This is a genomic window from Vibrio sp. 2096, assembly GCF_033339595.1.
Classification (GTDB): domain Bacteria; phylum Pseudomonadota; class Gammaproteobacteria; order Enterobacterales; family Vibrionaceae; genus Vibrio; species Vibrio alginolyticus.
Map to the genome: position 1 here is coordinate 428,627 of NZ_JAWOUX010000002.1, position 18,266 is coordinate 446,892.

General features: G+C 45.6%; 14 protein-coding genes. 6 read left to right on the forward strand and 8 right to left on the reverse strand.

The annotated features are described in order from the left end of the window. The first annotated feature begins 33 nt into the window (after positions 1 to 33). The 3 genes from R7Q41_RS05260 to R7Q41_RS05270 are packed head-to-tail and all read left to right on the forward strand — an operon-like array spanning position 34 to position 3,283. Positions 34 to 1,155, forward strand: a complete 1,122-nt coding sequence (locus R7Q41_RS05260) for an ABC transporter ATP-binding protein (protein WP_005377849.1) — start codon at positions 34 to 36, stop codon at positions 1,153 to 1,155. Continuing rightward, positions 1,152 to 2,432 carry an ABC transporter permease gene (locus R7Q41_RS05265; RefSeq protein WP_053350407.1) on the forward strand — a complete coding sequence of 427 codons (1,281 nt, stop codon included), beginning with the start codon at positions 1,152 to 1,154 and terminating at the stop codon, positions 2,430 to 2,432. Before R7Q41_RS05260 ends, R7Q41_RS05265 begins: the two co-directional genes overlap by 4 nt. Positions 2,433 to 2,434: 2 nt before the next feature. Next, on the forward strand, positions 2,435 to 3,283 hold the full coding sequence (locus tag R7Q41_RS05270; protein ID WP_025766753.1) for an ABC transporter permease: 849 nt from the start codon (positions 2,435 to 2,437) through the stop codon (positions 3,281 to 3,283). Between the two features lie 120 nt (positions 3,284 to 3,403). Here the strand turns inward: R7Q41_RS05270 and R7Q41_RS05275 are convergent, their stop codons facing one another. Beyond that, entirely contained in the window at positions 3,404 to 3,838 is a 435-nt protein-coding gene (locus R7Q41_RS05275; RefSeq protein ID WP_318144399.1) for a hypothetical protein, read from the reverse strand. Positions 3,839 to 4,140: 302 nt separating this feature from the next. Here R7Q41_RS05275 and R7Q41_RS05280 point away from each other — a divergent pair, with 302 nt between their 5' ends. Next, a complete protein-coding gene (locus R7Q41_RS05280) occupies positions 4,141 to 6,585 on the forward strand; it encodes a collagenase (protein WP_318144400.1) in 2,445 nt (814 codons plus the stop codon). A gap of 160 nt (positions 6,586 to 6,745) precedes the next feature. Here the strand turns inward: R7Q41_RS05280 and R7Q41_RS05285 are convergent, their stop codons facing one another. The 7 genes from R7Q41_RS05285 to R7Q41_RS05315 all read right to left on the reverse strand — a co-directional run bounded on the left by R7Q41_RS05285 (position 6,746) and on the right by R7Q41_RS05315 (position 15,527). Continuing rightward, positions 6,746 to 8,542: an aminopeptidase P family protein gene (locus tag R7Q41_RS05285; RefSeq protein WP_017633962.1), complete on the reverse strand. Its 1,797-nt coding sequence runs from the start codon at positions 8,540 to 8,542 to the stop codon at positions 6,746 to 6,748. Then, on the reverse strand, positions 8,542 to 9,534 hold the full coding sequence (locus tag R7Q41_RS05290) for an ABC transporter ATP-binding protein (RefSeq protein WP_017633963.1): 993 nt from the start codon (positions 9,532 to 9,534) through the stop codon (positions 8,542 to 8,544). Before R7Q41_RS05290 ends, R7Q41_RS05285 begins: the two co-directional genes overlap by 1 nt. Positions 9,535 to 9,543: 9 nt before the next feature. Further along, the gene (locus tag R7Q41_RS05295) at positions 9,544 to 10,527 is read right to left on the reverse strand and encodes an ABC transporter ATP-binding protein (protein WP_017820901.1); all 984 of its coding nucleotides are present in this window, start codon (positions 10,525 to 10,527) and stop codon (positions 9,544 to 9,546) included. A gap of 10 nt (positions 10,528 to 10,537) precedes the next feature. Beyond that, positions 10,538 to 11,470 (reverse strand): ABC transporter permease subunit, encoded by a 933-nt coding sequence (locus R7Q41_RS05300; RefSeq protein ID WP_005377839.1) that lies wholly within the window; start codon positions 11,468 to 11,470, stop codon positions 10,538 to 10,540. 9 nt (positions 11,471 to 11,479) lie between these two features. Further along, the gene (gene oppB / locus R7Q41_RS05305; RefSeq protein WP_262644977.1) at positions 11,480 to 12,400 is read right to left on the reverse strand and encodes an oligopeptide ABC transporter permease OppB; all 921 of its coding nucleotides are present in this window, start codon (positions 12,398 to 12,400) and stop codon (positions 11,480 to 11,482) included. A 145-nt stretch (positions 12,401 to 12,545) separates the two neighbouring features. Next, the gene (locus tag R7Q41_RS05310) at positions 12,546 to 14,156 is read right to left on the reverse strand and encodes a peptide ABC transporter substrate-binding protein (protein ID WP_213915741.1); all 1,611 of its coding nucleotides are present in this window, start codon (positions 14,154 to 14,156) and stop codon (positions 12,546 to 12,548) included. Between the two features lie 264 nt (positions 14,157 to 14,420). Next, positions 14,421 to 15,527 (reverse strand): M20/M25/M40 family metallo-hydrolase, encoded by a 1,107-nt coding sequence (locus R7Q41_RS05315; protein ID WP_248487548.1) that lies wholly within the window; start codon positions 15,525 to 15,527, stop codon positions 14,421 to 14,423. Between the two features lie 538 nt (positions 15,528 to 16,065). Between R7Q41_RS05315 and hppD the strand changes: the two genes are divergently transcribed. Together hppD and R7Q41_RS05325 are read left to right on the forward strand one after the other, a co-directional pair. Further along, positions 16,066 to 17,139 carry a 4-hydroxyphenylpyruvate dioxygenase gene (hppD, locus tag R7Q41_RS05320; RefSeq protein WP_005377835.1) on the forward strand — a complete coding sequence of 358 codons (1,074 nt, stop codon included), beginning with the start codon at positions 16,066 to 16,068 and terminating at the stop codon, positions 17,137 to 17,139. Further along, positions 17,132 to 18,262, forward strand: coding sequence for a homogentisate 1,2-dioxygenase (locus R7Q41_RS05325; RefSeq protein ID WP_054574088.1), 1,131 nt, complete (start codon positions 17,132 to 17,134; stop codon positions 18,260 to 18,262). The genes hppD and R7Q41_RS05325 overlap by 8 nt, the downstream gene beginning before the upstream one ends. Positions 18,263 to 18,266 lie beyond the last annotated feature (4 nt).

Consider the following 18,266-nt stretch of genomic DNA (forward strand, 5'->3'; position numbering starts at 1 on the left):
TCGTAATATTCAAAAAATGAGAAGAGGGAAGTCATGAGCACGGAAAACAAGGACTATGTCAGCTTTCAACACGTTAAGAAAACCTACGATGGCACGAATTTGGTGGTGAAAGACTTCAACTTAGATATTACTCCTGGAGAGTTCGTTACTATGTTGGGGCCGTCAGGATCGGGCAAGACCACTTGCTTGATGATGCTAGCAGGCTTTGAAACTGCGACCGGTGGAGACATTTATATCGATGGCGTTCCTGTCAATCATCTCGCGCCGCACAAGCGCGATATTGGTATGGTGTTTCAAAACTATGCGTTGTTTCCACATATGACCATTGCTGAGAATCTTGCGTTTCCTTTAAAGGTGCGAAAACTCGACAGTGACACGATTCAAAGCAAAGTTCAGAGTGTATTAGAAATGGTCGAGCTTGAGCATGTTGCGACTCGATACCCGAAGCAGTTATCAGGTGGTCAACAACAGCGTGTTGCGTTAGCGCGAGCATTAGTGTTTGAGCCTAAACTCGTGTTGATGGATGAACCACTAGGCGCGTTAGATAAGCAGCTGCGTGAGCAAATGCAGATGGAAATTAAACATTTGCATGAAAAGCTTGGCATTACCATTTTGTATGTGACGCACGATCAAGACGAAGCTCTCACTATGTCCGACCGTATTGCGGTTTTTAATCACGGCGAAGTGCAACAACTCGCGACACCAACCGAGCTTTATGAATCTCCGAGTAATACGTTTGTTGCGCAGTTTATCGGAGAAAACAACCAACTCTCAGGTTTAGTCAAAGAGTGGAACGGAAAGTATTGCCAAGTGCTCGTTGGGAAAGAGTTATTTACTGCGAAACCTGTCAGAGTCTCTGAGCAAGGGCAGAGAACAACACTTTCCATTCGACCAGAAAAGATTGTTATTCAACCAGAGAAAGCGTCTTGTGAGAACCAAGTCTCGGGCGTCCTACGAGAATTGATTTATCACGGTGATCATTATCGTCTGGTCGTCGAAGTAGAGAGCGTTGGTCACTTCATCGTTAAAGTACCTAACGATAATCGTAAACACTTGCAGTTAACGCCTGGCTCAATTTGTCGTATTGGTTGGCAAAGTGACGATTGCCATGCTCTTGATGGGACACAAACTCAAAGTAGCGAGGTAGCAGCATGAGTCGAGAGCTAACCGCATTAGATTCTGTATTGGAAATCGAACGCCAAGTTCATGAGCAAGAAACCAATTTGAAAGCGCAGTTGCAAAAGGCCGAGCGCCGAAAAAAGCTTCGCTCCATTATGCTCACAACGCCATTGGTGTGTTTTATTCTGCTTACGTTTGCTTTTCCTATCCTCGACATGCTTTATCGAAGCGTGGATAACCGAGAAATATCCCTGTCACTACCACAAACTATTCAAGCCTTAGAAAGTTGGGATTATCAAGGTCAGCCTCATCAAGAAGTCATTGAGGCATTCTCTGTTGAAGTACTTGCGCTTTATCAAAGCAAAGAGCTGCCGAAAATAGCCAACCGGATGAATATTGAAGAGTCTGGTATGCGCAGTTTACTCATGAAAACCGGCAGAAAGTTGTCTCGTTTGACGTCGCTGCCGAGCTCGGTGACACAGTTGGCTAAGCTGGATAAGCGATGGACTAATCCTAAATATTGGGCGGCGTTTAAGAATCTTAGTGGCGCATTAACATTCAGTCACTATCTTGCAGCGCTAGACTTGCAAGTGAATGAGTTTGGAGACATTGAGCCCCAACCAGAAAAACGCCAAATATACGTCGACCTTTTCTTTAAAACTTTTTGGATGTCTATTTCAATCACCTTAATTTGTTTGGTGATGGCGTACCCCGTTGCTTACCTGCTTGCCAATTTACCTGATAAGCGCGCGAACTTACTTTTAATTATTGTGCTGCTGCCATTTTGGACATCATTGTTAGTCAGAACCACGTCTTGGATTGTTCTGCTGCAAAACCAAGGGGTCATTAATGATCTCCTTATTTGGTCGGGTTTTACTTCTGAGCGAATTCAGATGATTCACAATACCTTCGGAACGGTGGTGTCTATGGTGCACATTCTGTTGCCTTTTATGATCCTGCCTCTGTATAGCGTAATGAAAGGAATTAGCCCAACTTATTTCCGTGCCGCTCGTTCTCTAGGCGCGACGCCTTTCATTGCGTTCATCAAAGTTTATATGCCGCTTACGTTACCGGGGATAGGTGCGGGGGCCTTGCTTACTTTCATTCTTTCTATTGGCTTCTACATTACGCCCGCTTTGGTTGGTGGAAGAAGCGGACAGATGATCTCCAATATGATTGCCTATCATATGCAGACATCACTGAACTGGGGGATGGCTGGCGCATTGGGTGGACTGCTTTTGTTCGTTGTACTGGTTCTGTTTTATATATTCAACCGTGTGGTTGGTATTAATAACCTTAAGGTAGGAGGATAACCATGGCATTACCAAACTATGCATCAAAAGTAGAGCGAGTTGCTTACGCAGGTTACTTAGCTTTTTGTGGGTTGGTGCTGTTCTTTTTAATCGCTCCAATTCTGACCATCATCCCGTTATCGTTTAATGCAACGCCTTACTTTACTTTTACCGAGGGGATGTTAAACCTTGATTCGGAAGCGTATTCTACTCGCTGGTATCAAGAAATGTTTACTAGTGATCAGTGGCTGTTGGCGCTGAAAAATAGCACGTTCATTGCTTTTATGGCGACACTCGTTGCAACAGGGCTGGGAACTCTGGCGGCGTTGGGTTTAGCAAGTAGTAACTTGCCTTTTCGCAATACGATTATGGCGCTGTTGATCTCGCCCATGATCGTACCAGTCATTATCTCTGCTGCTGCGATGTACTTTTTCTACACACGCCTTGGCTTATCACAAACTTATTTAGGCGTCATTTTGGCACACGCTGCGTTAGGTACGCCTTTTGTCGTCATTACCGTTACTGCGACGTTAAGCGGCTTTGACCATAGCTTGGTAAAAGCGGCGGCTAGCTTAGGAGCAAACCCTGTTTATACTTTCAGACACATTACCTTTCCTCTGATTCGTCCGGGGATGATTTCTGGCGGCTTGTTTGCTTTTGGCACTTCGTTCGACGAGGTTGTGGTGGCGTTATTCCTGACTGGGGCAGAACAAAAAACCGTTCCTAGGCAGATGTGGTCAGGAATTCGAGAGCAAATCAGTCCGACTATATTGGCGGTCGCTACGTTGCTGATTTTTATGTCGGTGTGTTTGCTCGTGACTTTAGAAGTTCTACGTAGGCGTAATGTACGCATTCGAGGCATTCAAGAATAACCAAACTTTTTCTTTGTTGCTCGCTACGCACTTTTGTTTAGGTGCTCCTCAATTTTTGACCAAATGCGCCTCATTGTAGGCGCTTGTCTTTTGTGTTTATCATCAGCGATGACTGACATGTCACTCCTGTAGATTAATGCCAGCCTGCTCGAAACGTGCCAAAGGCGACTTGTTTGATCGCTGATACCAACTAGCTGGCATGTTTGGTTTAAGTCGGGCTTTCTCTTCCTTGCTAATCACAACATAGTGCAAAAACGCATTAAGTGTGGTTACCATCACGTTAAACGTCATTTCCCCATCTTTGCTGATGGATTTCAATAACCCAACGACGGTTTTCTCAGAGACTAACGGTTCAACCACCGCCTTTTTTCGCTCTTTTATTGATGTTGAAGCGGGCAGTCTTGCACGTGCCGTCTCCCAACAAACTTTGTTGGTTTTACTGACAAGGTTGTGCTTGTAGCAGTAGTAACTGAATAAAAAGCGTGGCAGGTTTTGCCAGCGTTCGGCTTGGACTTCTAACCAAAGATGTTGTAGCTCAATATCAGCGTCGGTCATAGGAGTTGTTTAGCAAAAAGAAAAGAAACCATTTTATCGCTTTTGTGAGGAGCAATAAAAGATATTTGAATGGAAAGATAAACAACTAGTTGATCAATATTACTAAAGCAAATCGATTTCTGGCAAGCTCGTGCAACGGCAACTCGAGTACCAAAAACTGACACCGTCACGTTCAGTTGTTAACAAAATGTTTCATCTTGTCTTGCGAGTAGATTATATGGAGATGCTCTTGCAGTAATAAGGGCAGTGGCGATGCAAAAGACGTAATGCATTTAAGGAAAACTCAATATAGAAGAAATTAGATGGAACTGAAGACTTTGAGTGTCGCGATTGCGACAACATTAACCAGCACTGGCGTATTTGCGTTAAGCGAGCCAGTTTCTCAAGTTACAGAGCAACATGCACATTCGGCTCATACACACGGTGTTGAATCCAATCGAGTTGAATACCAACCAACCGCAACTCTCCCTATTCAGCCCTCCAAGGCAACTCGAGTACAGTCACTTGAAAGCCTTGATGAGTCGAGCACTGCTTGTGATTTGGAAGCATTGGTTACCGAAAGCAGTAACCAATTGATCAGCGAAATTTTAAGTCAGGGCGCGACGTGCGTGAACCAGTTATTCTCTGCTGAAAGTCGGATTCAGGAGTCGGTATTTAGCTCCGATCATATGTACAACATTGCGAAGCGCACTACGACATTGGCGAAGGGGTATACAGGTGGCGGGAGCGATGAACTCGAAACGTTTTTCTTATACTTGCGCGCGGGTTATTACGCCGAGTTTTACAATGACAACATCTCATTTATTGAATGGGTTACCCCAGCGGTGAAAGAATCCGTGGATGCGTTTGTTAATAACGCAAACTTCTATGAGAACAGCGACCGTCACGGCAAAGTGCTTAGTGAAGTCATCATCACTATGGATAGTGCGGGCTTGCAGCACGCGTACTTACCGCAAGTGACCCAGTGGCTTACACGTTGGAATGATCAATACGCCCAGCACTGGTATATGCGCAATGCAGTTAACGGTGTTTTCACTATTTTGTTTGGTGGGCAGTGGAACGAGCAATTTGTGCAAATAATTGGCAACCAAACGGACCTTGCCAAAGCTTTAGGCGATTTTGCTCTGAGGGCATCATCAATCGGTGCTGAAGATGAGTTCATGGCCGCGAATGCGGGGCGAGAGCTCGGGCGTTTGACCAAGTATACGGGTAACGCGAGTTCTGTTGTGAAGAGTCAGCTGAGTCGAATCTTTGAACAGTATGAAATGTATGGTCGGGGTGACGCGGTTTGGCTTGCGGCGGCGGACACTGCCTCATATTACGCAGATTGTAGTGAGTTCGGAATTTGTAATTTCGAAACTGAGCTAAAAGGCTTAGTGCTATCGCAAACTTATACTTGTAGTCCAACAATTCGAATATTGTCCCAGAATATGACGCAAGAGCAACACGCGGCCGCATGTTCTAAAATGGGTTACGAAGAGGGTTACTTTCATCAGTCATTAGAAACTGGTGAACAGCCAGTAAAAGATGACCACAATACTCAGCTCCAAGTCAATATCTTCGATTCAAGCACCGATTATGGTAAGTACGCAGGGCCAATTTTCGATATTAGTACTGACAATGGCGGTATGTACTTGGAAGGCGATCCTTCCCAGCCGGGGAATATTCCCAACTTTATTGCTTATGAAGCCTCTTATGCGAACGCGGATCACTTTGTCTGGAACTTAGAGCACGAATACGTGCATTACTTAGATGGTCGATTTGATCTCTATGGAGGGTTTAGTCATCCAACTGAAAAAATAGTGTGGTGGAGTGAAGGCATTGCAGAGTATGTCGCTCAAGAAAATGACAACCAAGCAGCACTTGAGACGATTTTAGACGGCTCGACATATACCTTAAGTGAGATTTTCGAGACTACTTATGATGGGTTTGATGTCGATCGAATTTATCGTTGGGGGTACTTAGCTGTACGTTTTATGTTTGAAAATCATAAAGATGACGTAAACCAAATGCTGGTGGAAACACGCCAAGGGAATTGGAGCAATTACAAAGCAACGATCACCCAATGGGCGAATTTATATCAAAGTGAGTTTGAGCAGTGGCAGCAATCCCTTGTCTCAAATGGTGCACCTAATGCAGTCATAACCGCAAACAACAAGGGGAAAGTCGGTGAAAGCATTACATTTAGCAGTGAAAACAGTACAGACCCAAACGGGAAGATCGTCAGCGTCTTATGGGACTTCGGTGATGGCTCGACAAGTACACAAACCAAGCCGACGCACCAATATGGGAGTGAAGGGGAGTATTCGGTCAGTCTAAGTGTGACAGACAGTGAAGGCTTGACGGCAACCGCCACTCATAGTGTTGTTATCTCAACGTTGGGCGGTAATGACACATTGCCACAAGACTGCGCGGTGCAAAGTAAAGTAAGCGGTGGGCGCCTAACAGCAGGAGAGCCTGTTTGCTTGGCAAATCAACAAACCATTTGGCTGAGCGTGCCAGCGGTGAATGAGAGCTCAAATCTGGCGATAACGACGGGGAACGGTATGGGCAACCTAAAGCTTGAATACAGTAACTCTGGTTGGCCGGATGGTGCTAATCTTCACGGGTGGTCAGATAATATTGGTAATGGAGAGTGTATTACGTTGTCAAATCAGAGTAACTACTGGGGCTACGTTAAAGTCTCTGGTGACTTTGAGAATGCCGCCATCGTCGTTGATTTTGATGCTCAGAAGTGTCGTCAGTAGGGCATTTTAACTGCATCATTTTAATTTAATTGATCGCCTCGCTAACATTGCGGGGCGTTTTTGTTTTTCACGCCGTTATCTCTATAAAAAAACCAGCCCGAAGGCTGGCAAACAAGGAGTTTGAGATGAAAATGAAAACGTTATAAAGCTTGCTGATATCCTATTTCTCAATAAGTTGGGTTGTGCGTTGAAGCCAGTTTTTATCTTGCGTATCAAGAAAAGGGCTAAGTGCTTGATAGACTCGTGAATGGTAATGATTGAGCCAGTCTAGCTCTGCTTGATCTAGCATTGATAAATCAAGGGCGTTGGTCGCAATTGGAGCAAGAGTGATGGTCTCAAAACCGTAAAACGTGCCGAACTCATTTTGTTCTACTTCTACAACTTTAAGAATGTTCTCTATTCTTACCCCGTACTCACCTTCGCGATAAACGCCTGGCTCATTAGTAATGACCATACCCGGTTTTAGTTCAACCTCGTGGTGGCTTTGCGAGAAATTTTGTGGGCCTTCGTGAACATTCAAGCAAATGCCCACGCCGTGTCCAGTGCCGCACTTGTAATCAATACCATGTTGCCATAAGACGCCACGCGCCATGATATCAAGATTGGCACCCGTAGAGCCTTTCATGAATCGAGTCTGAGTCAGTCGGATGACCGCTTTGAGCACCAAGGTATAATCTTTGCGCTGCTTAATGGTCGGTGACCCGAAGTGGAAAGTACGGGTGATGTCTGTTGTCCCGCCAAGGTATTGGCCACCAGAATCGACGAGAAAGAAGTTGCTTTCATTGACTGCCGCATTGCTTTCTTCATCGGCGGCATAATGCATTTTTGCCCCGTGAGCTGCGAAGCCTGCGATAGTGCGGAAACTGTCACTCACATAATGTCGGGTTTGACGGCGATAGTGATTCAGTTGTGCCTCAGCAGACAATTCTGTAACGAGTCCGCTTGGAACTTGCTCTTCGAGCCAGTTCATAAACCTTACGATTGCCACACCATCATCTGTTAATGCCTGTTCTAGGCTAGTTAGCTCGGTCGCATTTTTTATGGCCTTCATTGCCGTTACAGGGCAAGCCATTGGCTTTAGATTCACATTCCCTTCAATCGAACTCACCAATAAGCTGTCTGTGTGGGTCGGGTTAAAAGCGAGCGATAATCCCTCACATTGCTGATTCAAATACTGACTTACGTAGTTGTAATGGCGAATGTGTACACTCTGATCGGTCAGCGCTCTTTCAACGTCTTGAGGCAGTTTGGCTTTATCAATAAACAGTGTCGCAAGTGATTGCTCTACGACTAGATAGGCTTCAGAAACTGGGCAGTAATTCGTATCACCACCTCGAATATTCATTGTCCACATGACATCATCTAGCGTTGACACTAATAAGCTATCTACTTGGTTCTCGGTTAACCAAGAACGGATTCTCGCTAACTTATTTTCAGTGTCAACGCCAGCAAAAGCGGTGGGGTGCTCGAATACGGGTGCACTTGGGCGAGGTGGTCTTTCAAGCCAAATCGGTGTGAGTAAATCCAGGTCGAGAATGATCTTAATGTTTTTCGCTTCAAAGGTTTGTTTGAGGCCTTGATAAAAAGCGTAACTGATGGCGCGCCCGTCAACCGCGATAATACTGTTTTCTGGTAGCGTGGTAGCCAGCCATTTGGCAACTGTCGGCGTTTCTGGTTGTTTGGCTTTAAACAGTTCAAGTCCTGTGCCGTGTAACTGTTCTTCAGCTTGAATATAGTAACGACCATCAGTCCACAGGCCACCACCTTGTTGGGTAATGACGACATCGCCTGCTGAGCCGGTAAAACCTGAAATCCAGCTTCGCGCTAACCAATGATCCGCTGAGTATTCACTGTTATGTGGGTCATTGTTGGTCACGATATATGCAGACACGTTGTGAAAGGACATTGCCTCACGCAATAACGTAAGGCGTTGGTTTACTGAGTTAGTATTGTTCATTAAATGGTTCCTAAAGTCATATTTGAGCAATAGATATGATGCTGCTCCGAGCCTGTTTTTATTGGGTTCTGTTGCCCGCATACTTCTGTTGCTTCTGGGCATCGAGTACGAAAAACGCAACCGCTCGGTGGGTTAAGTGGAGAAGGAAGATCGCCGGGCAATAGTTGTATTTCACGGTCACGTGCTAATTGCGGATTAGCTATCGGGACAGCAGATAACAGTGCTTTGGTGTAGGGGTGTTGAGCATCATCAAATACTTGATCGTAACGTCCTACTTCCATAGGTTTACCAAGATACATCACCATAACGCGGTCGCTGATATGGCGCACCACGCTTAAGTCATGCGCAATCATCACCAGTGTTAACCCCATTTCTTGTTTAAGATCATCTAGAAGATTGATGACCTGAGCTTGTATGGAGACATCTAGTGCACTAACGGGTTCATCACACACGACCAAATCTGGATTGAGGATTAATGCTCTGGCAATGCCCACACGCTGGCATTGACCTCCGGAAAATTCATGTGGATAGCGGTTTCGCTGGCTCGCCAAGAGACCCACTTTATCCATCATAGCGATGACACGCTTTTCTACCTCTGCCCGTTTAAGCTTTGGCTCGTGGGTGAGCAGTGGTTCGGCGATGCATTCTGAGATGGTTAACCTCGGATTCAAACAAGCGGATGGGTCTTGAAACACCATCTGAAATTCTCTGCGTCGAGAGGAAAGCTCTTTTTTACTAAACCCGAGCATGTCTTGACCTTTCCAAGTCAACTCGCCATGTGTAGGTTCAATTAAGCGAAGTAAGGCGCGAGCAAGTGTTGATTTTCCGCAGCCTGATTCCCCCACAATGCCAAGTGTCTCACCTCGGTAAACATCTAAGTCGATACCATTGACCGCTTTCACGATTTTACGTCGACTTGGAATAAGATGACGTGAAACAGGAAAGTGGACGTTTAAATCACGAGCAGACATGAGGACTTCTTTTTTATTCATAACGCCTCCTTAAGCTTTTATTTGAATGGGAGTGATAACACTGGGTGCTTTAACGTGACAGGCAATGGACTGGCTCGTGTTTAATGGAGAAAACCGTGGGGTTTCGTATTGGCAACGCGTCTCTCGATGCTCGCACCGCTCTTTAAACGGACACCCTTGATGGTTAATCAACGCACTTGGTGGGTTACCTGGGATGGTTGGTAAACGCGGCATATCTTCAGTGATGGAAGGAATCGCCTTTAGCAGGCCTTGAGTGTAGGGGTGCGCAGGTTGAGCGAACAATGTCTCGGTATCTGATTGCTCCATTTTTTGACCACCATACATGACCAATACGCGATCACACATCTCGGCGACGACGCCCATATCGTGAGTGATCAGTAAAATAGCCGTATTGAACTCTTGTTGTAAGTCTCGTAATAGCGTCAAAATTTGAGCTTGAACGGTTACATCTAACGCGGTGGTTGGTTCGTCTGCAATTAACAACTCGGGCTTACACAACAAGGCCATCGCTATCATGATTCGCTGACGCATTCCGCCAGATAATTCGTGAGGGTATTGATTCATCCTAGTTTCGGGAGAGGGAATACGCACCGCATCCAACATGTGAATCGATTCAATTTTTGCTTGTTTTCGGGTCATTCCTTTATGAATCATGAGAACTTCACAAAGCTGTTTGCCAATTTTCATAAATGGGTTGAGTGACGTCATCGGATCTTGAAAGATCATTCCGATTTTCTCTGCACGGATGCGGTTGAGCTGCTTTTTAGACATCGCGAGTAAATCATCACCGTGGAACATTGCGCTTCCAGACACGGCGCCGTTATCCGCGGTTAACCCCATTAATGCGAAAACAGACTGGCTTTTTCCCGAACCTGATTCCCCAACAATCCCAAGAGTTTCGCCCGCTTTAATCGAGTAGGAGAGATTACTGACCGCTTGCACTTGCCCATCTGGCGTATCGAAGCGCACGTTCATGTTTTCAATAGATAGCATGGGTTTGTCCTTATCGGTCTTTCGGGTCAAGAGCATCACGCAAGCCATCGCCGATGAAGTTAAAACAAAAGAGGGTGGCAACTAAAAACAGAGAGGGAAAAAGCAGCATCCACAATGCAACGTCAATCGTTTTTGCGCCTTCGGAAATTAGGATTCCCCAGCTCGTGTCTGGTGGTTGAACACCAAGCCCTAAGAAGCTCAAAAACGATTCGAACATAATGAATCCTGGTACCATTAAGGAGGAATAAACCATCACGATCCCAAGCACATTAGGCAGAACATGGCGTCGGACAATTGTCAATTTAGAAACCCCAATAGAGTGTGCGGCTTCGATGAACTCTCGCTTTTTTAGACCGAAGGTGACACCACGTACAACACGGGCAATGCCCAGCCAAGATACCATTCCGATCACGATAAAAATCAGGTAGATGTTGTTGCCAAAAAGGGTAACAAACAGGATAACCATAAACATAAATGGCACCGAATCGAGCACCTCAATAATGCGCATCATTACGCTATCGACAACGCCGCCAAGATAGCCGGAAATACTTCCCCAAATCGTACCAATAACAACGGCGACTAAGGCGCCAACAAAACCTACCAAAATAGAGAGCCTGCCACCTTGCATCGTGCGAGCGAAGACATCTTGCCCGAGATCATCGGTACCAAAGTAATGGCCACTGCTCAGTGAAGGTTTCCCTAGCTCGTATGGATCGATGAGCACTTCCCAGTCAATTTCATCATGGCCAAAAGCGGCAAGAGAGGGGCCGAAGGTGATGCATAAGGTAATGAACGCCAAAACATACACTGATGTCATCGCGGCTCTGTTTTTACGAAATCGAGTCCATGCATCCTGCCAAAGACTGCGACCTTCGACGGCTTCAATATTGTCGACGACTTGATCTTGAAGAGCTTGTGTATCCAGTTTTTTGATCGTTAACATGCCGGACTCCTAAACGCGTATACGAGGGTCGATAATCGTATATAGCAAGTCGACCACAAAGTTAAAGAAGATAGTGAGTGAAGCGACAATCAGAGTAATGCCCATTACTAGGCCGTAGTCGCGGTTGAGAGCCCCAGACACAAAGTGTTGTCCCATGCCACCTGTACCAAAGAAAATGTCGATAATTACCGAGCCTGTCACGACAGACACAAACGCAGGGCCGAGCATCGCAACGACGGGAATCAGGGATGGTCGCAAAGCGTGATGGAATAAAATGTAGTTTGTGGACAAACCTTTGGCCTTTGCCGTTCGAATGTATGGTTGGTTGAGTGTTTCAATCATTGCGCCACGCATGACGCGTGCAATACTCGCAATGGAGCCAATCGCCAGGCTGAGCACGGGAAGAACAAGGAAAGCCAGTTTTCCCCCTTCCCAACCACCAGCAGGGAACCAGTCGAGCTGAATAGCGAAGATCATGACTAAAACTGGAGCAAGCACGAAAGCCGGAACTACAACTCCAGTCATCGAAAGTGTCATCAGGCCGTAATCTAGGCGGCTATTTCGGTTCAATGCCGCAATGGTGCCAAGCGACATGCCAAGTGGAACGGAAATACAAAAGGAGAGTACGCCTAATACTGCTGAAACTGGCCATGATTGTGCGACGAGCTGTGTAACACTGAAGTCTTGATAAACGAAGCTCGGACCTAGATCTCCTTGTATGAAATTACCAATGTAAATCCAAAACTGAGTAAGGAAGGGCTGGTCCAAATGGAATTTTGCTTCGATATTCGCACGTACCACCTCTGGCATAGGCCGTTCCATATCAAATGGCCCCCCTGGTGCAATGTGCATCAGCCAAAATGATACGAGTGCGATGAATAGAAGCGTGGGGATAGCGATAGCTAATCGCTTAACAATGTACCAAATCATGATCCATCATCCTTTGGTCGTCCGAAATCACTTCGAACGGTTATGAATAAAAAAATGGCCTGAGCTCAGGTTGCCTTCTCCACCGAGAGATATGAGGAACGACAAGTAAACATTGAACTTGCCGACTCAGACCGAAAACATGCTTTTAGTGGGCTTTCACATAGACATTCTTGCGGTAGTACGACGACTCAGGGTTTGTCAGTTCGTAGCCGCCCACATAAGGCTTGATGAGGTATTGATCGTTACCCGGACGATAAATAGGAATAATGGCCATGTCTTCAATCAGCATGCTTTCTGCTTGTAAATACAGTTCTGATGGGTTGCTCATGGTCTTTGAGCGAGCCATTAACTCGTCGTATTGCGGGTTGTTATAACGAGAATCGTTGTACTCGCCACTAGAAACGAAGATATCCAACCATGTAGAGGCTTCATTGTAGTCGGCCGTCCAGCCGCCGCGAGTAATGTCGGTCGGCTCTTTAAGTGCGTAGAACACTTTCGGTTCTAGCTGTTTTATCGTGACTTGCGCACCCAATCGGCTTTTCCACATGCCTGCCATGGTGGTTGCCATTTTTACGTCCATCGAGAAAGTTGGTACGGTAAACGTTAACTTAAGCGGATTGCTTTTATCGTATCCAGCTTCTGACAGTAATTGCTGCGCTTTTTCGATACGTTTATGGCGGTTCCAAGTTGCGAACTCAGGAGTGTGAGATTTAAAACCATCTGTTTGAGGTGGCACAAGGGTATACATTGGAACCCCACCGTTTCTCAAAATAGCACTTGTTAACAGTTGACGGTCAATGGCATATGAGAGGGCTTTACGAACCCGCACGTCTTTTGTTGGCCCTTGTTGAGTGTTGAGGTAATAGAATGTGGAGCCAAGAGACGCACTGGTGCTTGCCACTTCTTGTGGGCGTTGTTGAATTAACTTTTTCTTCTGAGCGGCAGGAATGGAAACCGCTTGGTCTATCTCACCAGCTAGGTAGCGGTTTAGCACTACGTTTGCATCACCAATTGGTAGCCAGGTGACTTTTTCCAGCACTACATTGCTTGCGTCCCAATAATGTGGATTTTTAACCATCACCAGTTTTTCGTTAACTTTCCATTCAGAGACAGTAAACGCACCATTTGTAACTATATGTTCTGGCTGGGTCCAACGGTTGCCATGTTTTTCAATGGTCGCTTTATGAACGGGGGCAAGCACTGGATGACTTAATAGTTTCGTAAAGAAGGGAATAGGCTCTTCTAGTGTTACCTGGAACGTTTTTTCATCCAGTGCCTTCACGCCCAAAGACTCGGGTGCGGCGTCGCCCTTCATAATCGCTTGCGAGTTTTCGATATTTGGAATGGCCGCAAACCAAGCGTAGGGTGAAGCAGTGCTTGGATTCAGTAAGCGTTGCCAGCTGTAGACAAAATCTTGTGCAGTGACCGTTTCGCCATTTGACCATTTTGCATCACGTAAGTGGAAGGTATAAACCGTATTGTTGTCATTGACTGACCAAGACTCAGCAACACCAGGAATGGTTTTACCTTGCTTATCTTGAATGACCAGACCTTCAAACAGGTCTCGACCGAGATTAAAAGCGGGCTCTGCGGCTTGCTTGGCTGGGTCAATAGAAGTAACTTCAGCTCCATTGTTTAGCGTAATTTCTTGTATCTCATCGAGGGTCACACCTGCGGGATACGGTGCGGCATAGCTTGATGTTGCCAGTATTGGACTCATCATCGACGCTAATAAAAGCAACTTAGGTAATTTCATCCTTGTCTCACTCTTTTCATCCTGAAAGATGTCAAAAATGTATATTGTATAAATTGTCTACACAATCGAGTTTTAACATTACTGTAACAGGGTGTCAGGTGTTGAGCTGTCTAGTCTCAAAAAGTGAGCTAGGGGAATTTCTTTGAAGATCTGATATCAAGTTGGCATGACGGGAAGTAATTTTGCTTCGATACAAATTAAAATCCCCTTCAAGCACCGGCTAGAAGGGGAAGATAGTCAGTCTGCTCTTCAAAAGGCATGACGTTAACTGACTAGGAAATGTTTCACGAACTCAGTGATTTTGACCATATCACTTACCGCGATAAACTCTTCTGTCGTGTGTACTTTTGCCATGCCAGTTGAAAGGTTGACCGTTGTGAGACCTTTCTTGTTAAAGTTGTTGGCATCGCTACCGCCGCCAGTGCCTTTTGTGAAGGCGTCAATTCCCAACTCTGAAAACGCTGCTTTTATAGCGTTTACGTGTGGGTGGTTTTCTTCAATAACAAAAGCGTCGTAGGCTCGGCTAGATTCAATTTCGACTTCTGCACCGTGTTTTTCACAGACAGACTCTAATGTTGAGATCATATGATTGACCTGAGCATCTAGCTTATCGCCATTCAGGGAGCGTGCTTCTGCCACGATTTTTAATTCAGGCATAACAATGTTTGTGGCCTGACCGCCGTTAACCATACCGATGTTGGCTGTCGTTTCTTCGTCGATGCGAAGCAGCTTCATTTGGTTGATGGCATCTGCCGCCACCATGATCGCACTGATGCCTTCTTCTGGCGCAAGCCCAGCGTGTGCTGGTCGACCTTTGATTTTTGCCATGATCTTTTGCTGGCCTGGGGCTGCGGTCACAATGGTGCCAATAGGGCCACCCGTATCTAACACGATTGCTTCCGTTGAAGTGACGTGTGACATATCGAAGTATTGTGAACCGAATAAACCGCCTTCTTCATACACGGTGAAAGCAAGTTCTAACGTTTTGTGCTCACGGTTTTCCGCTTGAATACAACGAACGGCTTCCATGATGGCAGCAATACCAGATTTATCATCGCCACCGAGAATCGTATTGCCTTTTGAACGGATAATGCCGTCTTCGATGATTGGCTCAATGCCAATACCTGGAGTGACCGTATCCATATGACAGCTCATTAGAATAGAGCCGTCTTTTTTGCCGTCTAAACGGGCGTACACGTTAAAACCGTTAGAAATGTGCTCAGGTACTGGAAGTTTGCGTACGGTAAAGCCTAGCTCGCCTAGCTGTTCTGCCAGTGTTTCTGCAATTTGTTTTTCGTTTTTTGATTCGCTGTCGATACGTACTAGTTGGCAAAAGTGTTCAACTAAGCGTTCTTGATTGATGTGTGTCATTAGATGTCTCTTTTTCTGATCGAGCGTGAAGCCTTGTGGCTCGGCTCGATAGGGAACAGAGCACCACTTATGGCACAGTTACTTTTGAATAAAACTGAGGTGAATCAATAAAGGGGTATCCATGACACGATTCTGACCGATGAGCCTTTCGAACTGTATGAAGCGTCACGAAACATTACTTTTGATGTTTTGCAGGATCAAATGAATAAATCGGATAGAGATAGGGTGCAATAGACTTTCCATCCCCTTTTGCTTTTTGAGCTACGTTGCCAAGATAAAATGCCAAAGTAACAACTTGTTTACATTTTGTGTGGTGGCGTAAAGCCGAAAATATCAATCTAATATATTGAAAATAAGCAGTTTGTTTGATGTTTACGAAAGTGGGTTCGATGCGCTCTCTGCGTGTAACATATATTTTACAATTATGCGTAAAAATCGCCAAGATAAAGATTTCTCCCCACGTATTCCAATTTCTCAAGACCTGCGCCAAGTTAGAAAAATAAGTCCAAACAAAAGCTACTGAGACAAGGAGAAAGTCATGGTTGATGCATATAACCCACTAGGAACAGACGGATTTGAGTTTGTTGAATATACCGCTGCTGACAACAAAGGCATTCAACAGCTTAAAGATCTGTTTATATCGTTAGGTTTTGCGGAGATTGCAAAGCATCGCTCAAAAGAAGCGTGGTTATATCGACAAGGTGACATTAGCTTTATTGTGAATGCGCAGCCGCATAGCCAAGCTGAGGGATTCGCCAAAGTTCACGGTCCGTCGGTTTGTGGCATGGCATTTCGTGTGAAAGACGCCACCGTTGCTCTGGCGCATGCGTTAGAGAATGGCGGTAAAGAATATAAAACGGAAATTGGGCCGATGGAGCTAAGCATTCCTGCTATTTATGGCATCGGTGAAAGCTTGCTTTATTTTGTCGATCGTTATGGAAAGCAGAGCATTTATGATGTCGATTTTCGTTTTTATGATGATGCTGATGAGCGTTTATCAAAAGCGAATGTTGGTCTTTACGAAATCGACCACTTAACGCACAACGTTAAGCAAGGCAACATGGATGTCTGGTCTGGTTTCTATGAGCGCATTGGTAACTTCCGCGAAATTCGTTATTTCGATATCGAAGGTAAGCTGACTGGTCTTGTCAGCCGTGCGATGACCGCACCTTGCGGCAAAATCCGAATTCCTATCAATGAGTCGTCAGATGATAAATCACAGATTGAAGAGTTTATCCGTGAATACAATGGCGAAGGTATTCAACACATCGCATTGACCACTGACGACATCTACGAAACGGTCAAAACCTTGCGTGAGCGAGGCATGGACTTTATGCCAACGCCAGATACTTATTACGAGAAAGTCGATCAGCGTGTTGAAGGTCACGGTGAAGATGTAAGCAAGCTTCGTGATTTGCAGATTCTTATTGATGGTGCGCCAACGAAAGATGGCATCTTGCTACAAATCTTTACTCAAACCGTTATCGGCCCTGTGTTCTTCGAAATCATCCAACGTAAAGGCAATGAAGGCTTTGGCGAGGGTAACTTCAAAGCGTTGTTTGAATCGATAGAAGAAGACCAAATTCGCCGAGGAGTATTGAGCGATGCATAAATGGATCACATTCCCTCATCGGGAGGGAGTGTGCTCTAAACAAGCACATGCTGACTTCCCGGAAGAGGCAATTTATGAACGTGAGGCAGGTCGAAGTGGCTTCTTCGGCCCCGCAACACATTTTCATCATCAACATGCCCCAACGGGATGGTCTGAGTGGGAGGGCGAGCTACGTCCACGAGCGTTTGATTTTAATCTAGTCGAAAAAGCCAGCCATATTACCCCTTGGGCAGTGCCGCATCTATTACACAACGCGAATTGTAAAGTTCGTGTTTGGCGTATGGATGAAAAAATGGACTTCTTGGTGAGAAATGCAGATGGCGACGAACTGCTATTCATCCACCAAGGTACGGCAGATCTCTACTGTGATTATGGTCATTTGAAAGTGAGCGAAGGGGATTATGTCATGATCCCGCGCTCAACGAGCTGGCGTTTAGAACCAAGCGAGCCGATGTTCATTCTGATGATTGAAAACACCGATGCGGCTTATACATTGCCCGAAAAAGGCATGGTTGGAAACCACGCGGTGTTTGATCCGGCGGTTTTAGAAACGCCGTCGATCAACGATCAGTTCCGTGCTCAATATTCTGAGAATCAAACACAGGTTCAGGTGAAACGCCACGATAAAGTCAGTGTTATCACTTACCCATTCAACCCGTTGGATGCGATTGGCTGGCATGGTGATTTGGCGGTAGTAAAAGTGAACTGGCGTGATATTCGTCCACTTATGTCACATCGTTACCATTTACCGCCTTCTGCACATACTACATTTGTAGGAGCAGGATTTGTGGTGTGTACCTTCGTTCCTCGTCCAATTGAAAGTGATCCTGGAGCGCTCAAAGTACCGTTCTACCACAACAATGACGATTATGACGAAGTCTTGTTCTACCATGCAGGTGATTTCTTCAGCCGTGACAACATTGAAGCAGGTATGGTGACATTCCATCCAGCAGGATTTACACATGGCCCTCACCCGAAAGCATTCAAAGCAGGGCGAGAGCACAAGAAGACTTTCACCGACGAAGTTGCGGTCATGATCGATACGCGTCACGCACTTCAGTTTGCGGATGAGCTGGAAAAAGTAGAAAACAAAGAATACGTCTATAGCTGGCAAGAGAAGTAAGAGG

What these genes read in the sequence shown, in the direction of transcription:
- R7Q41_RS05260 (WP_005377849.1), top strand. Translation starts at nt 34, where the DNA reads ATGAGCACGGAAAACAAGGACTATGTCAGCTTTCAACACGTTAAGAAA.
- R7Q41_RS05265 (WP_053350407.1), top strand. Translation starts at nt 1,152, where the DNA reads ATGAGTCGAGAGCTAACCGCATTAGATTCTGTATTGGAAATCGAACGC.
- R7Q41_RS05270 (WP_025766753.1), top strand. Translation starts at nt 2,435, where the DNA reads ATGGCATTACCAAACTATGCATCAAAAGTAGAGCGAGTTGCTTACGCA.
- R7Q41_RS05275 (WP_318144399.1), bottom strand. Translation starts at nt 3,838, where the DNA reads ATGACCGACGCTGATATTGAGCTACAACATCTTTGGTTAGAAGTCCAA.
- R7Q41_RS05280 (WP_318144400.1), top strand. Translation starts at nt 4,141, where the DNA reads ATGGAACTGAAGACTTTGAGTGTCGCGATTGCGACAACATTAACCAGC.
- R7Q41_RS05285 (WP_017633962.1), bottom strand. Translation starts at nt 8,542, where the DNA reads ATGAACAATACTAACTCAGTAAACCAACGCCTTACGTTATTGCGTGAG.
- R7Q41_RS05290 (WP_017633963.1), bottom strand. Translation starts at nt 9,534, where the DNA reads ATGAATAAAAAAGAAGTCCTCATGTCTGCTCGTGATTTAAACGTCCAC.
- R7Q41_RS05295 (WP_017820901.1), bottom strand. Translation starts at nt 10,527, where the DNA reads ATGCTATCTATTGAAAACATGAACGTGCGCTTCGATACGCCAGATGGG.
- R7Q41_RS05300 (WP_005377839.1), bottom strand. Translation starts at nt 11,470, where the DNA reads ATGTTAACGATCAAAAAACTGGATACACAAGCTCTTCAAGATCAAGTC.
- oppB (WP_262644977.1), bottom strand. Translation starts at nt 12,400, where the DNA reads ATGATTTGGTACATTGTTAAGCGATTAGCTATCGCTATCCCCACGCTT.
- R7Q41_RS05310 (WP_213915741.1), bottom strand. Translation starts at nt 14,156, where the DNA reads ATGAAATTACCTAAGTTGCTTTTATTAGCGTCGATGATGAGTCCAATA.
- R7Q41_RS05315 (WP_248487548.1), bottom strand. Translation starts at nt 15,527, where the DNA reads ATGACACACATCAATCAAGAACGCTTAGTTGAACACTTTTGCCAACTA.
- hppD (WP_005377835.1), top strand. Translation starts at nt 16,066, where the DNA reads ATGGTTGATGCATATAACCCACTAGGAACAGACGGATTTGAGTTTGTT.
- R7Q41_RS05325 (WP_054574088.1), top strand. Translation starts at nt 17,132, where the DNA reads ATGCATAAATGGATCACATTCCCTCATCGGGAGGGAGTGTGCTCTAAA.